14 protein-coding genes are annotated in these 13,570 nt (G+C 51.4%); 6 read left to right on the top strand and 8 right to left on the bottom strand.

Going from position 1 to position 13,570, the window contains the following annotated elements; genetic code table 11:
* Window positions 1-15: 15 nt before the first annotated feature.
* Window positions 16-1,050, bottom strand: a complete 1,035-nt coding sequence (locus FDX24_RS07855; RefSeq protein WP_048211724.1) for an AI-2E family transporter — start codon at window positions 1,048-1,050, stop codon at window positions 16-18.
* Between the two features lie 408 nt (window positions 1,051-1,458).
* On the opposite strand from FDX24_RS07855, the gene mdtJ reads away from it, so the two are divergent.
* Together mdtJ and mdtI are read left to right on the top strand one after the other, a co-directional pair.
* Complete coding sequence (gene mdtJ / locus FDX24_RS07865) at window positions 1,459-1,824, top strand: multidrug/spermidine efflux SMR transporter subunit MdtJ (RefSeq protein ID WP_161958620.1); 366 nt, start codon at window positions 1,459-1,461, stop codon at window positions 1,822-1,824.
* Window positions 1,811-2,140 carry a multidrug/spermidine efflux SMR transporter subunit MdtI gene (gene mdtI / locus FDX24_RS07870; protein ID WP_040233868.1) on the top strand — a complete coding sequence of 110 codons (330 nt, stop codon included), beginning with the start codon at window positions 1,811-1,813 and terminating at the stop codon, window positions 2,138-2,140. Before mdtJ ends, mdtI begins: the two co-directional genes overlap by 14 nt.
* Before the next feature lie 34 nt (window positions 2,141-2,174).
* Here mdtI and FDX24_RS07875 read toward each other — a convergent pair whose 3' ends face one another.
* The 3 genes from FDX24_RS07875 to FDX24_RS07885 all read right to left on the bottom strand — a co-directional run bounded on the left by FDX24_RS07875 (window position 2,175) and on the right by FDX24_RS07885 (window position 5,332).
* Window positions 2,175-2,996 (bottom strand): serine protease, encoded by an 822-nt coding sequence (locus FDX24_RS07875; protein ID WP_048211723.1) that lies wholly within the window; start codon window positions 2,994-2,996, stop codon window positions 2,175-2,177.
* A 270-nt stretch (window positions 2,997-3,266) separates the two neighbouring features.
* Entirely contained in the window at window positions 3,267-3,707 is a 441-nt protein-coding gene (gene asr / locus FDX24_RS07880) for an acid resistance repetitive basic protein Asr (protein WP_048211722.1), read from the bottom strand.
* Window positions 3,708-3,844: 137 nt separating this feature from the next.
* Entirely contained in the window at window positions 3,845-5,332 is a 1,488-nt protein-coding gene (locus tag FDX24_RS07885; RefSeq protein WP_137364094.1) for a carboxypeptidase M32, read from the bottom strand.
* Between the two features lie 173 nt (window positions 5,333-5,505).
* Between FDX24_RS07885 and FDX24_RS07890 the strand changes: the two genes are divergently transcribed.
* On the top strand, window positions 5,506-6,192 hold the full coding sequence (locus FDX24_RS07890; protein ID WP_137364095.1) for a CPBP family intramembrane glutamic endopeptidase: 687 nt from the start codon (window positions 5,506-5,508) through the stop codon (window positions 6,190-6,192).
* Between the two features lie 35 nt (window positions 6,193-6,227).
* Here the strand turns inward: FDX24_RS07890 and FDX24_RS07895 are convergent, their stop codons facing one another.
* On the bottom strand, window positions 6,228-7,481 hold the full coding sequence (locus FDX24_RS07895) for an MFS transporter (RefSeq protein WP_048211719.1): 1,254 nt from the start codon (window positions 7,479-7,481) through the stop codon (window positions 6,228-6,230).
* A 107-nt stretch (window positions 7,482-7,588) separates the two neighbouring features.
* Between FDX24_RS07895 and FDX24_RS07900 the strand changes: the two genes are divergently transcribed.
* The 3 genes from FDX24_RS07900 to bioD all read left to right on the top strand — a co-directional run bounded on the left by FDX24_RS07900 (window position 7,589) and on the right by bioD (window position 10,657).
* Window positions 7,589-8,488 carry a LysR family transcriptional regulator gene (locus tag FDX24_RS07900; RefSeq protein WP_137364096.1) on the top strand — a complete coding sequence of 300 codons (900 nt, stop codon included), beginning with the start codon at window positions 7,589-7,591 and terminating at the stop codon, window positions 8,486-8,488.
* 128 nt (window positions 8,489-8,616) lie between these two features.
* On the top strand, window positions 8,617-9,837 hold the full coding sequence (mlc, locus tag FDX24_RS07905; protein WP_137364097.1) for a sugar metabolism global transcriptional regulator Mlc: 1,221 nt from the start codon (window positions 8,617-8,619) through the stop codon (window positions 9,835-9,837).
* Between the two features lie 124 nt (window positions 9,838-9,961).
* Window positions 9,962-10,657: a dethiobiotin synthase gene (gene bioD, locus FDX24_RS07910; protein ID WP_005121161.1), complete on the top strand. Its 696-nt coding sequence runs from the start codon at window positions 9,962-9,964 to the stop codon at window positions 10,655-10,657.
* Here the strand turns inward: bioD and clcB are convergent.
* The 3 genes from clcB to FDX24_RS07925 all read right to left on the bottom strand — a co-directional run bounded on the left by clcB (window position 10,613) and on the right by FDX24_RS07925 (window position 13,534).
* Window positions 10,613-11,902 (bottom strand): voltage-gated ClC-type chloride channel ClcB, encoded by a 1,290-nt coding sequence (gene clcB, locus FDX24_RS07915; RefSeq protein WP_137364098.1) that lies wholly within the window; start codon window positions 11,900-11,902, stop codon window positions 10,613-10,615. The genes bioD and clcB overlap by 45 nt on opposite strands.
* A 120-nt stretch (window positions 11,903-12,022) precedes the next feature.
* Entirely contained in the window at window positions 12,023-12,637 is a 615-nt protein-coding gene (gene dmsD, locus FDX24_RS07920) for a Tat proofreading chaperone DmsD (RefSeq protein WP_116361219.1), read from the bottom strand.
* A gap of 42 nt (window positions 12,638-12,679) precedes the next feature.
* Window positions 12,680-13,534: a dimethyl sulfoxide reductase anchor subunit family protein gene (locus FDX24_RS07925; RefSeq protein ID WP_048211715.1), complete on the bottom strand. Its 855-nt coding sequence runs from the start codon at window positions 13,532-13,534 to the stop codon at window positions 12,680-12,682.
* Between the last annotated feature and the right edge of the window lie 36 nt (window positions 13,535-13,570).

Consider the following 13,570-nt stretch of genomic DNA (forward strand, 5'->3'; position numbering starts at 1 on the left):
TAGCGGGGCATACACTTATTCTTTGTTAAGATCGCTCAGCAGGACGGCAATGCTTTGACCACCATTTGTTTGCTCAAGGGCAATCTTTACAATGATGGTCAGCGGTACTGAAAGCAGCATCCCAACGGGGCCGAGCAGCCAGCCCCAAAAAATCAGCGACAGGAATACCACCAGCGTAGAAAGTCCCAGCCCACGTCCCATGATGCGGGGTTCGAGGATATTGCCGAATACCAGGTTAATCACCAGATAACCTGCCAGCACGAGCAACGCGTCGTAAAAACCGCTGAATACCAGTACCTGAGCAATAGGGGGAATCGCTGCCAACACCGAACCGATGTTAGGAATATAATTCAGGGCAAAGGCCAGTAGTCCCCAGACAAACGCGAAGCGGACATCCAGTGCGGCAAGCATGCCCCAGGCGACCAGGCCGGTGACGATGCTGATGGCGGTTTTTAGTACCAGATAGTGTGAGACACTGTCGATAGCGCGTTGGATCGCGGCCATTCCCTCAAGAGGGCGGCTCATCATTTGTTTGAGTTTTCCGGGGAGTTGCGGTACTTCCAGCAGCATAAAAACCACGGTCAGCAACAGTAGAAATATCGAGGACATCGCATTAGAGAGTTGCGTCAATAAATTGGTGACCAGCGTCATCGCAGCGTTCGGATCGACATATTTCACCAACTCGTCTACGGAAACGCCGATCCCCGCACGTTGTAGCCACGGTTCGATATTTTTCAGTGGGATAACCAATGACGAACGATACTGCGGCAGTGTCCGTGCCAGCTCATTTAAGGATGTACCTAAATAAGCCAGAAGCAGCACCATTAGCATGACAATAATAACAACCAGCAATGACACGGCAAATACACGCGGTATGCGGAGCTTAACCATGCGCTGTACTACGGGATTAAGCACGACGGCGATAAATAACGCCAGAATAAACGGTACGATGATATCGGCGGCAAATCGGATACCGGTTAAAATGATAACCAACATGCCGAGCATAATAACTATTTTTAGGCCGTTAAGCGTGATGATCGGTTTTGCCATGTGAATCCCTGAGTTTTTTATCAATATAATAATGTGATCTGCCTCGAGCCGTTATAACAAAAATCAAACGAGTCGGGTAAAGAAGTGAAAAGATTTTGAGTTCGCATTGAACCTATGATACAAATCATCTGTGTTTAACTACCGAGGACAATTATCATCCGCGATGATGAGAAGCAACACTGCGGATAATTGTAATATTATGGACAATACGTTCAGGATGTTTTTGCGTTTACCTACACTTCTTCGTACCTCCTCCACTTTCTTGCTTGCGGGTGAGCAACACTGGCGCAACGCGCTTTAGTCCCTTCTTCTGCCTGAGCTGGCGTTATGCGCTGAGCTATCTGATTCTATTTTTTGGTTTACTGCATGCAGTAGGCCCAAAGGACTATATTCTCAAGCAGGAGAAGCATCATGTTTTACTGGATATTATTAGGTCTGGCCATTGCGGCTGAAATTACCGGTACGCTTTCAATGAAATGGGCCAGCGTAGGCCATGGTAATGCGGGCTTTATTTTAATGCTGGTAATGATCGCCTTATCGTATATTTTTCTCAGTTTTGCCGTTAAAAAAATCGCCCTTGGTGTGGCCTATGCCTTATGGGAAGGTATCGGAATTTTATTTATTACGCTGTTTAGCGTGTTGTTATTCGACGAAACCTTGACCACGATGAAAGTTGCTGGACTGGTCTCGCTGGTGTTAGGCATTGTGTTGATCAAATCGGGTACACGCAAGCCGGCAAAAGCGAGGAGGGAGGTGACCCATGCAGCAGTTTGAGTGGGTTCACGGCGCGTGGCTTGGAATGGCCATCGTTCTTGAAATCGTTGCTAACGTCTTCTTAAAATTTTCCGATGGTTTCCGCCGTAAGGCTTATGGCGTGTTGTCGCTGGTGGCGGTGTTAGCGGCCTTTAGTGCGCTGTCCCAGGCGGTAAAAGGGATCGACCTTTCTGTCGCCTACGCGCTGTGGGGAGGATTCGGGATCGCCGCAACGTTGGCCGCAGGATGGGTGCTTTTTGGTCAGCGCCTGAATAACAAAGGCTGGATTGGCGTCGCCTTGCTGCTGGCCGGAATGATAATGATCAAACTTGCTTAATCTACGTGCTGCCCGCAAACGTGGGCAGCATGCGTCATCCCTTCGCCAGTGCTTCGAGTTTATCGCGAAAACCCGTCACAGAAATGGCGCGATTATCTGCCCGCCAGCGATCTTTTGCTGCTGGAGCGGAGCTTTGCACACCAATCAATTGCCAGCCTGAATCTGTCTTTAACATCAATGGGGAGCCGCTGTCGCCAGGGAGCGTATCGCACTGATGCGACAAGACTGTATTTTGCGCCCAGCCAGTTACCACGCAATCCTGATGCGTGTACAGGTCATCCAGGTGATCTTCCGGGTACCCCGATTGAGTCACTTTACGGTCAGCAGCTTTTAGCGCAGCGGTTAACGCGGCTTTATCACCGTCAAATAACGGTAGCGGCGTGATCCCGGAGGGGGGATAACGTAACACTACCAGACCAAAATCCCACGGAGCTGCAGAAGGTGGGACAATCCAGCCGTCACCATCTGCTTTTAAACGCTTGCCGAGAGAGGGATCAACCCGTCCTTCAATGCCGTGGATTTCATAGCGCCAGATACCCTTTTTCGACACAAAACGTAGCGCGACGGCTTTATCCGGCTTGCCTTTTGGTGGGGTGAGTAAGCAGTGCCCGGCGGTCAGGGCCAGGTGAGGTGAAATGAGCGTAGCCGTACACAGGTTACCGCTGGCGGTTTCCAGTTGCCCGATAGCGTCCCACGGTGATTGTGTAGGGTCAGTCACCCTCACACGATCATCATGACCAAAAAACAGCGTTTTTATGTTATCGGCTTCAGCAATGGTCGTTGCAGGCTGCTCCGCATGTGCAACGACAGGAAATAGACAAATTGAACCCAGTAATACCGCAATGGTTTTATGCATATCACACTCTGGTGGGGAATTATGATTATTAACAGCAAACCCTCAGTTAATACTATAGACGGGACGGCGGGAAAGTGGGAGTAAAATCAGATAACTACACTCAGGAAAGATAAAAATGCATGGCGATAAGAGCGCAAATTATCAGGGTAATAAGAATGAACTCAAAGCGGTAATGTGACACCATTTTACCCTCCGAAAGGCGGCGCTAAATCAGACTGATTTAGCGCCGTATGCTATGGCATGGGGGATGCCATGGTTACTACAGATGTTTTATGCAGCCGGTTGAGCAGCTGGTTTAGCGGTTTCGTGTTTTACTGCTTTTTTGGTGTGTTTTTTAGCGGCCTGAGCTTTCTGCTCTGCGGCTGGTTTGGTTGCAGCTGGTTTAGTTGCTGCTTTTTTGGTGTGTTTTTTGGCAGCCTGAGCTTTCTGCTCTGCAGCTGGCTTGGTTGCTGCTTTTTTGGTGTGTTTCTTCGCAGCCTGAGCTTTCTGTTCTACAGCCGGTTTAGCTGCGGATTTTTTAGCGTGCTTTTTGGCAGCCTGCGCTTTCTGCGGAGCTGCTTTGTGCTGTTTTTTATGATGAGTGGTTTTTGCCGGTGCGGCTTTCGTGGTCGCAGCAGCAGTCGGAGCGGTAGTAGCAGTTGTTTCAGCAGCAAATGCAGCGGAAGACAGACCCATAGCAGCGGCAACAACCAGAGCTAATACTTTTTTCATTCTCATACCCTCGATTTGGTTTTTCATTCAACCCCACTGCGGGGCCGTTGAAATAACTATATCGCTGTAATCTCTGGGCTTCCGTGAGTCATTGGTTTCGACGTGTAACCGTTTGTACAATGACTCACGGTTTACGATTACAGATAGCGGGCTTCCAGATGGGCGCGGAAATAGCGGCTGCTCAGCGGCTCTCCGGTTGCCTGGGTAATGAGCTGCTCGGTCGTGAAACGACTGCCATGTTGCCAGATATTCTGGCGCAACCAGTCAAACAAGGCGCTAAAATCTCCTTGCGCAATGGCGTGGTTTAAACCTGGCAAGGCACGGTTAGCTGCACTGAAAAGCTGGGCTGCATACATCGCCCCCAATGTGTACGAAGGGAAGTAGCCAAAACCGCCATCGGTCCAGTGGATATCCTGCATACAGCCGTTACGGTAGTTCCCGATCGTAGAGAGCCCTAACCAGGCCTGCATTTTTTCATTCCACAAGGCAGGAATATCATCGACCTCAATGTCGCCGTTAATCAACGCGCGCTCGATTTCATAACGCAGGATCACGTGAGCAGGATAGCTAACCTCGTCGGCGTCAACGCGGATATAGCCCGGTTTGACCTGCTGGTTCCAGGCGATGAAATTGCTTTCCTCAAAGGCGGGTTGATTGCCAAAATGTCGGGTTACTGCGGGAATTAACCGTTTCAGAAACGCTGGGCTGCGGCCTAATTGCATTTCAAAGAACAGGCTCTGAGATTCATGGATGGCGGTTGATCGTGCCAGGGCAATAGGTTGTCCTGACCAGTTCTGAGGTAGATTTTGCTCATAACGCGCATGACCTGTCTCATGAATGACGCCAAATAACGCGCTGAGCAGTTCGTTTTCATCGTAGCGGGTGGTAATCCGAACATCTTGCGGTACGCCGCCGCAGAATGGATGTGCACTGATGTCCAGGCGTCCCGCGGTAAAATCAAAACCTAACTGCGCCATGGTTTCAAGGCCCAGCTCACGCTGAACTGAAGTCGGGAAGGGACCAGTGGGGGCGATAAGCGATTGTTGTGATTGTTTTGCCACTACCTTATTGAGCAATTCGGGTAGCCAGCTCTTGATGTCGGCAAAGAGAATATCCAGCCGGGCGCTGGTCATCTCTGGTTCAAAGACATCCAGTAATGCGTCGTAGGGCGAACATCCTTTCGCTTCTGCACGCAGTCGGGCTTCTTCGCGGCTGTACTTAACCACCTCTTTCAGGTTTTCAGCAAACCCTTCCCAGTCATTGGCCGGGCGTTGGCTGCGCCAGGCATGTTCGCAACGACTGCCCGCCAGTGATTTCGCTTCTACCAGTGATTCGGGTAGCAAGGACGCTTGATGATGTAGCCGTGACATTTCGCGCAGATTGGCCTGCTCGACATCGTTCAGGTCTTCCTGCTGTGCGGCGGCGATCCACTTTGCCACATTGGCACCGGTTAACAGTTGATGTTCAAGCACGCTCAGTTCAGCCAGCGCTTCACCCCGGGCTTTGCTACCGCCAGGCGGCATCATGGTAAACATGTCCCAACTGGCTATTGCCGAGAGGTGGGAGAAGCGAGAGAGGCGCTGGAACGTACGGGTGAGTTGATGGTAATTATCGCTGTTACTCATTTTTTGTTCTCGTTCTGTTGGACCAGATTTCAGAGTCTAACGCGATTTCGCAAATTAACCCATTCATCATAGGCATGGGAATTTTGGTAGCTTGTCAATGATAATGATACTTTTTATCATGGTTGTGTATTGTTCAGATAACGAGAACATTTCATTTTATCCAAGGAGCAGGTGTGCAACAGGAAGTCAGTAACGAATATATCGCAAGGACAAAAGCGGTGGCTGGCTGTTTCTCTATGTTTTTGTTGATGTTCGGCCTCACATTTTCCCCATTATTTTTCCCTGCCAGTCACGACTTGCTCGCCAAAGGATTACTTTTCCCGCTGCTGTTTACACTGGAATTCGTCGTCCTGGTGCCGTTGTATTACGTTTTCTTTAGAAAAAGAGACGGTCTCGGCAAAGGAACATTCAACGCCAGGTGGTTTGTCATATTGTTTGTTGCGCTGCTGATTGTGCAGCTGGTCCTGCCCTGGGTATTGGGGATCAGAAAGACCGAAGAATGGGTGACAAGCCAGGTCTCACTGAACAGCTACGCGCTTTGGTTATCCAGTGTAACGCTGATATTTATTGCACCCGTGTATGAAGAAATCATCTTCAGGGGCTGCCTGTTCAATGCCTTTCAGTACTGGTTCAATAATAAAACAGGATTGTCGTCAGTGGTGGTGTCGGCTATTTTCGCCGTGATGCATACACAGTATGTGGATCTGAGAACGTTATTGATGTTGTTTATTGTGTCCCAGGTTTTGATCCTGGCGAGGCTGAAAAGTAACGGTTTACTGATGCCGATTTTGCTACATATTTTGATGAACGGTACGGTAATTGCTCTGCAGATTAGCGCCCAGACGTTTATGTTATCGTGAGACGTTTATGATGCCCGGTTTTCGGGCATCATTGATTATGCGTGCAGACGGTGGTGCAATCGGGCACCAACCAATAGCGCCAGCACCAGCATCAGTGCGATAAACCCGCCCACGCCGTTCCAGCCATAGCTATGCCAGAAAACACCCCCTAGTGTACCGGCAATGCTTGAGCCCAGGTAATAGCTGAACAGGTACAGTGAAGAGGCCTGGCCTTTAGCGCGTTTGGCTCGCGGCCCGATCCAACTACTTGCCACGGAATGCGCCGCAAAAAAGCCGGCTGAAAAGAGCAACATACCGGCAAAAATCAGCCATAACGAGGTAAACAGAGTCATTATTAGTCCGAACAACATCACGCCTGTCGAGAACAACATTACCGGGCCGCGCCCATAACGGGTGGTCATGGAACCGGCTTTTGGTGAGCTCCAGGTGCCGGTAAGATAAGCCACAGACAACAAACCGACGACAGCCTGGCTCAGCGCCCAGGGAGACAGCATCAGACGGTAGCCGATGTAGTTAAACAGTGTGACAAACGACCCCATCAGCAAGAACCCTTCTGCGAACAACAGTGGAAGTCCTCTGTCACGCCAGTGCAAACGGAAGTTGATAAATAACGTTTTAGGCCGTAACGATGTCGGTCTGAAGTGCCGTGATTCCGGTAAGATCTTCCAGAACATTAGCGCGGAGGCGAGGGCAAAGCAGCCAATAGCCGCCAGCGCGATTCGCCAGTTAAAAAAGTCAGTAAACACGCCGCTAATCAAACGACCACTCATACCACCAATCGAGTTTCCGCTGATGTATAAGCCCATTGAAAATGCAACAAAACTTGGGTGAATTTCCTCACTCAAATAGGTCATTCCCACGGCCGCCACGCCGCTCAGTGACAGTCCGATCAGCGCACGCATGATTAAAATACCGTGCCAACTGGTCATCATTGTTGAAAGGAGCGTACAACAAGAGGCGAGCAGCAGCGCGGTAACCATCACCGGCTTGCGGCCAATAGCATCTGAAAGTGGGCCGGTAAACAGTAACCCTATCGCCAGCATCGCTGTTGAAATGGAGAGCGAAATACTACTGCTGGCAGGCGATACGCCAAACTCGTGCGAGAGCACAGGCAGTATGGGTTGTACGCAATAGAGGAGGGCAAAAGTCGCCAGTCCGGCGGAAAACAGCGCCAGCGTGACGCGCATAAATGGGGATGTTCCGCGTTTGATAAAACCATCCGGCGGGGTAACTATCTGTTCATCAACATCGCTTGTTGGCGCGGTATCGACAGTTGTTGTACGGCTCACTTGAAATCCTTGCTCATCCAATTACGTCTACAGGACCAGCCTTAAGAGTATGAAAATCACAATATTCTGTCTAATATATTAATAATCTCAAATAATATTTTAAAGATATGAATATCGAACTGCGTCATTTACGTTACTTTGTGGCAGTTGCGGAAGAGCTGCATTTTGGTCGTGCAGCGGCACGACTGAATATTTCGCAACCTCCGTTGAGCCAGCAGATTCAGATTCTTGAGCAGCAGGTGGGTGCACGGCTACTGGCGCGGACTAACCGCAGCGTGGCGCTTACCGCTGCCGGAAAACAGTTTCTGGCGGACAGTCGGCAAATCCTGGGTCTGGTAAATGAGGCTGCCGCCCGTGCTGAGCGATTACACCTGGGGGAGTCGGGGGAGCTGCGCATCGGTTTTACGTCATCAGCCCCGTTTATTAAGGCCGTGTCCGATACGCTGTCTCTTTTTCGCCAATGTTATCCTGCGGTGCATATGCAAACCCGTGAAATGAATACGCGCGAGCAAATTGCCCCGCTCAACGAGGGAACACTGGATTTAGGGCTCCTGCGCAATACGCAACTACCGGACACGCTGGCGCGGGAGGTCATTTTGCATGAGCCGCTGATGGCGATGATTCCACGCGCACATCCTCTGGCGCAAAAGCCGGTGGTGACGCTGGCGGAGCTGGCAAACGAGCCGTTTGTCTTTTTTGATCCGCATGTTGGAACGGGGTTGTATGACGATATTCTCGGCCTGATGCGCCGTTATGCTCTGAAACCAACCATCGCCCAGGAGGTCGGTGAGGCGATGACCATCATCGGACTGGTGGCCGCAGGGTTGGGGGTTTCAATTTTGCCTGCCTCTTTTAAACGGGTGCAATTGTATGAAATGTGTTGGATCCCTATTGCCGAAGACGATGCGGTCTCCGAAATGTGGTTGGTGTGGCCGAAGCATCATGAACAAAGCCACGCTGCGCAGCGTTTTCGCCAGCAGCTTTTAGCCGCAGTGCAGCGCGGTTAATTTAGTTTAAAAATGGTCGAAAATGTGCAGTAAATCACAAGGCTAAGCAAAAAGTTGACGGAAACCATTGAAGTGCTTCACCATAGTCTACAGATTATTTCGGAGCGCGAAAATAAAGGGAGTAAGTGGTGGTTGCTGATAGTCAGCCTGGGCATATCGATCAAATTAAGCAGACCAATGCGGGCGCGGTTTATCGTCTGATTGATCAGCTGGGACCGGTATCGCGTATTGATCTCTCTCGCCTGGCACAATTGGCGCCTGCCAGTATAACCAAAATTGTCCGAGAAATGCTGGAAGCGCATTTGGTGCAGGAGCTGGAAATAAAAGAAGCCGGTAACCGCGGACGTCCGGCGGTTGGGCTGGTTGTCGAAACAGAAGCCTGGCATTACCTTTCTATTCGTATTAGTCGTGGCGAGATTTTCCTGGCGCTGCGCGATCTGAGCAGCAAACTGGTGGTCGAGGATTGTCTTGAAATGGCGCTGGTCAGCGAGATATCGTTACTGGAACGGGTTGTTGCGCAAGTCGATCAGTTTTTTATTCGTCACCAGCAAAAACTCGAACGCCTAACTTCCATCGCGATTACCTTACCCGGCATTATTGATACAGAGAACGGTATCGTACATCGTATGCCGTTCTATGATGACGTAAAAGAGATGCCGCTCGGCGAAACGCTGGAGCGGCATACCGGCGTGCCGGTATACATTCAGCACGATATCAGCGCATGGACCATGGCCGAGGCGCTGTTTGGTGCATCACGCGGGGCGCGTGATGTTATTCAGGTAGTCATCGATCACAACGTGGGTGCAGGGGTGATCACTGATGGTCATTTACTGCATGCAGGCAGCAGCAGCCTGGTCGAAATAGGTCATACGCAGGTGGACCCTTACGGCAAACGGTGCTACTGCGGTAATCATGGGTGTCTGGAAACGATCGCCAGCGTCGACAGCGTGCTGGAACTGGCGCAGGTGCGACTGAAGCAGTCAATGAGCTCCTCTCTGCACGGACAACCGTTGACGGTAGACGCACTGTGTCAGGCGGCCATGCAGGGCGATTTATTGGCGAAAGATATTATTAACGGCGTTGGGACACATGTCGGTCGTATCCTGGCCATCATGGTGAATTTGTTCAACCCGCAAAAGATATTGATAGGATCTCCACTCAGTAAAGCCGCTGACATTTTGTTCCCGACGATTGCTGACAGCATTCGTCAACAGGCGCTTCCGGCCTACAGCCAGCGCATTGTTGTCGAAAGTACGCAATTTTCTAATCAGGGGACGATGGCGGGGGCCGCTCTCGTTAAAGACGCGATGTATAACGGTTCTTTGTTGATTCGTCTATTACAGGGTTAACATTTTTTAACTGTTGTACGAAAAATTGCGCTATCTCAAGCTGGTTCTGGCCGTCATACTTTAGACTTTCTCCACTGTTTTATTTTCCTGACTTATATTTTCAGAGCATACGGTGGAGTTAGTGATGCTGAAGCGTTTCTTTATTACAGGTACAGACACTTCTGTTGGGAAGACCGTGGTTTCCCGCGCATTACTACAAGCGTTGGCGTCAGGGGGTAAACGTGTGGCGGGTTACAAACCCGTCGCCAAAGGCAGCAAAGAGACCCCGGAGGGTATGCGCAATAAAGATGCACTGGTGCTGCAAAGTGTGTCATCCATCGAACTGCCGTACGAGGCGATTAACCCTATCGCGCTGAGCGAAGACGAAAGCAGCGTGGCGCATAGTGGTCCGGTTAACTACACCCTGTTATCCAATGGACTTGCAAGCCTGAGTGAGAAGGTTGATCACGTTGTTGTTGAAGGTACAGGTGGCTGGCGTAGTCTGATGAACGATCTGCGTCCGTTATCGGAGTGGGTAGTACAGGAGCAACTCCCGGTTCTGATGGTGGTGGGCATTCAGGAAGGCTGTATTAACCATGCCATTCTCACCGCACAGGCGATTGCCAGTGACGGGCTGCCGTTGATTGGCTGGGTAGCGAACCGTATTAACCCCGGATTGGCGCATTATGCCGAAATCATCGACGTGCTAAGCAAAAAATTACCGGCACCGTTGATGGGTGAATTGCCTTATTTGCCACGTGCCGAGCAGCGCGAGCTTTCTCAGTATATTCGTCTGTCAATGCTCGGCAGCGTGTTGTCTGTAGATAGAGTCATGGCGTAACGTTCGCGACAGCACTGACGACACGACGCAAGCGATCAACAGGCCGGGGAGCAGTCGATACTCCCCGGTCATTTCACAGACCATCAATGTCGACATAATGGGGGCATGGGTCGTCGCCGCCAGCAGTGTGGCCATTCCTGTTAAGCCCAACAGTACCGCTATTTCATCCGCCCCCGGAAGCCAGAACCCCCATACCCGACCCAGTAACATACCGATCGACAAACCGACGAACAACGTTGGTGTAAACACGCCGCCGGGGGCTCCTGAACCGCTACTGGCGAGTACGGCCAGCAATTTGCAAATGAAAATTCCGCTGATGACGGCGAGCAAAGGCGGAGAGAGTAAATACGACTGTACCACGCTGTAGCCGTTGCCCCAGACCGCAGGTGTGAGTAGCGACAACAGGCCAACGATCAACCCGCCCAGGGCTAACTGGCCTGGTGGTGCGAGTTTTAAGCGCAAAAAGCCGTTGTGGCTGGTGGTCATAAGCCACATAAAAAGAGGTCCGCAGAGACCGGCTAACAGACCCGTGCTGATAATCATCACATATTCCAGCACATGCAGCTCACGTGTCAGATGAACGGTATACAGTAGCGCGTTGCTGTTGCTAAGCGCATTGGTGGTTAACAATGCGACGACGGCGGAGACAACCACCGGCCCTAATGAGGCGAGGATCAACGTGCCAAACAGCACTTCGGCAATAAATAAGCTACCCGCCAACGGAGCGTGATACGCACCGGCCATACCAGCAGCAGCCCCGCAGGCAATCCATAATTTCCATTCCGAACGCGGGGTGAAGCGTTGTGCGAAGCATGAGGCCGCCAATGCGGCCAATAAAATCATTGCTCCTTCACGACCAATGGCGCTACCGCTCGCCACGACGACCAAAGAGGCCAGTGATTTCACCAGACTTGCGCTGACGTCGAACTGCCCGTCAGTCTGCAGGGCTTCCATATAATCTGTGGGGGCCTGTGGGCGTAAACGATTAAATTTTTGCCAGCCCCAGAGCAAGAGTCCTGCCGCCAGACCACCGAGCGCAGGTGTCAGCATGCGTCTGAACGGCGGCAGATTTGTCGCGGCATTGACCAGACTTCCCGTATCGTTACTCAGGAACAGCCATTCAAGCAATTGCATCGCATGACGAAATCCTGCAACGGCCAGGGCTGCAAGGATACCAATCATCGCGGCGATCAGCAGACGCCGAAACAGAGTGCGTAGGTCAGGATAAGCATGTAAACGATGCATGGGTTGCCAGACAGGAATATTCAGACGGCTTATTTTGCGGGTAATTAGCCGCAGAAGCAAAAGCTCAGCGTGCGAAACTTAGCGGGAAATGGGCAGGAACTGTCCTGCCCGTGGGTGACATTAACGAAACAATGGTTTATCTGCCACCGGAACTAATAACTGCGACTGCCATTGTGCCAGCGTCAGGCGTGCCAGTTTACCCAACCCCTGGTAGAACGGATGGTCCGCCTTCTCGATAAAAACATCGAGAAAGCGAGCCGACCACGGCAGTAGATGCCAGGCCAGCAATTGCTCACATTCGGTGTGGCGGCCATTTTCGGCAAGCCAGGCGGTTAGCAGTAACAGCGAACCAAAGTGATCTTCTGGCTCATTCTGTTGCAGCGCAAACTGAATGCCGTTGTCGCGCATCCATTGACGTAATGCCAGCGTGGAATCGCCAAACAACACGTTTTCGCGATCCAGCCAGACCGAACCCCAGGGCGGGGATGGCAAAGCGTAGGGGCCGATAAACAAACGTTGCCAGGCTTGTGGGAGCGTTTCATCGCTATCTGTCTGCATTTGTGCAGCCAGTGGCGACAACGTAGCTTCCGGCAGCGGCCACTGTGCTTGCCAGCCATCAGCTTTTAACGCACTGACCATCGCAGATGCTTCAGCGCTATCTGGCGCATAGAAGAACAACGCGCCCAGAACGCGCGCTGCGGTTGAAAAGTTGTCACATTGTGAAAAATGGGTCATGCAAACAATCCTGAACAGTGCGGGTTGCCCCGCACCCGAGAGTTAACCTGCAACAGCCATTCCGACTGTCATATGCAAACCATAAAACAAACCACGACCAATGATTTCACCGGCCAGGACTAAAATTAAACCTAACGCCAGCCCAGCGGCATGCGGGTTTTTACGGCGGATAAGCGGGCATATCCAGCACCCAAGACCTGCGGCCAGCAAGACGATGCGCCACACCTGTAAGCGGCCGTAGTCAGGTACCAGCGCATTGGCGAATTGCACCGAACTGTGGATTGTGCCGAGGGAAAGTCCCTGCAGGACAATCACACCTGCACTCACCAGTAACGCCAGCACGCTTATTCCCGCGAACACGTTGGCATTAAAAGGAACACCAGCAGCACGCAACAGCAGAGCGGCAAAGAGTGGCCCGCTCAGAAGCATGGTCATGAAAAAGGCCACCGTAGTGTAACCATTATACCAGGTCGGTACGGTATCTATCTGGTAAACGTTGGTCATCGCCCAGACAAACACCACGCCCAGCAACATGCTTACCAGCAGCCATATTTTACCTAATGCAGCAGGCATTTTACCGAGAAAAGCGACCAGCCACCATAAACCACCGACGGCAAAAAACAGCGAACCGCTGGCGATTTCATTACTTAGCGCTGATTCACCGACTCTGTTCAGTGAGTTAAATGCGCGTAACGGAGACCCCAAATGCATAACCGAGGCCAGGAATGCGATTCCCATTACCAGCCAAAGAAAAAACATACTGCGAACAATGCGCTGCCTTACAACATCGTCTTTGGCGGCAACCCAACCCAGCCCACTGACGATTAGCGCGCCTGCCACGCATTGGCCCAGAACCGTGAACAGTACCAGCGGCCATTCATGCCATCCACTTCCCATTTTAGACCTCCTTCGGATTAGCCAGATAACCCGTGG

The sequence above is a fragment of the Citrobacter sp. wls716 genome (genome assembly GCF_005280975.1).
Lineage (GTDB): Bacteria > Pseudomonadota > Gammaproteobacteria > Enterobacterales > Enterobacteriaceae > Citrobacter > Citrobacter youngae.

Excerpts from the sequence above, each read along its gene's own strand:
- dmsD (WP_116361219.1), bottom strand. The coding sequence starts at position 12,637 with ATGACCCATTTTTCACAATGTGACAACTTTTCAACCGCAGCGCGCGTT.
- FDX24_RS07855 (WP_048211724.1), bottom strand. The coding sequence starts at position 1,050 with ATGGCAAAACCGATCATCACGCTTAACGGCCTAAAAATAGTTATTATG.
- clcB (WP_137364098.1), bottom strand. The coding sequence starts at position 11,902 with ATGCATCGTTTACATGCTTATCCTGACCTACGCACTCTGTTTCGGCGT.
- FDX24_RS07885 (WP_137364094.1), bottom strand. The coding sequence starts at position 5,332 with ATGAGTAACAGCGATAATTACCATCAACTCACCCGTACGTTCCAGCGC.
- mdtI (WP_040233868.1), top strand. The coding sequence starts at position 1,811 with ATGCAGCAGTTTGAGTGGGTTCACGGCGCGTGGCTTGGAATGGCCATC.
- FDX24_RS07900 (WP_137364096.1), top strand. The coding sequence starts at position 7,589 with ATGAATATCGAACTGCGTCATTTACGTTACTTTGTGGCAGTTGCGGAA.
- FDX24_RS07925 (WP_048211715.1), bottom strand. The coding sequence starts at position 13,534 with ATGGGAAGTGGATGGCATGAATGGCCGCTGGTACTGTTCACGGTTCTG.
- bioD (WP_005121161.1), top strand. The coding sequence starts at position 9,962 with ATGCTGAAGCGTTTCTTTATTACAGGTACAGACACTTCTGTTGGGAAG.
- FDX24_RS07875 (WP_048211723.1), bottom strand. The coding sequence starts at position 2,996 with ATGCATAAAACCATTGCGGTATTACTGGGTTCAATTTGTCTATTTCCT.
- asr (WP_048211722.1), bottom strand. The coding sequence starts at position 3,707 with ATGAAAAAAGTATTAGCTCTGGTTGTTGCCGCTGCTATGGGTCTGTCT.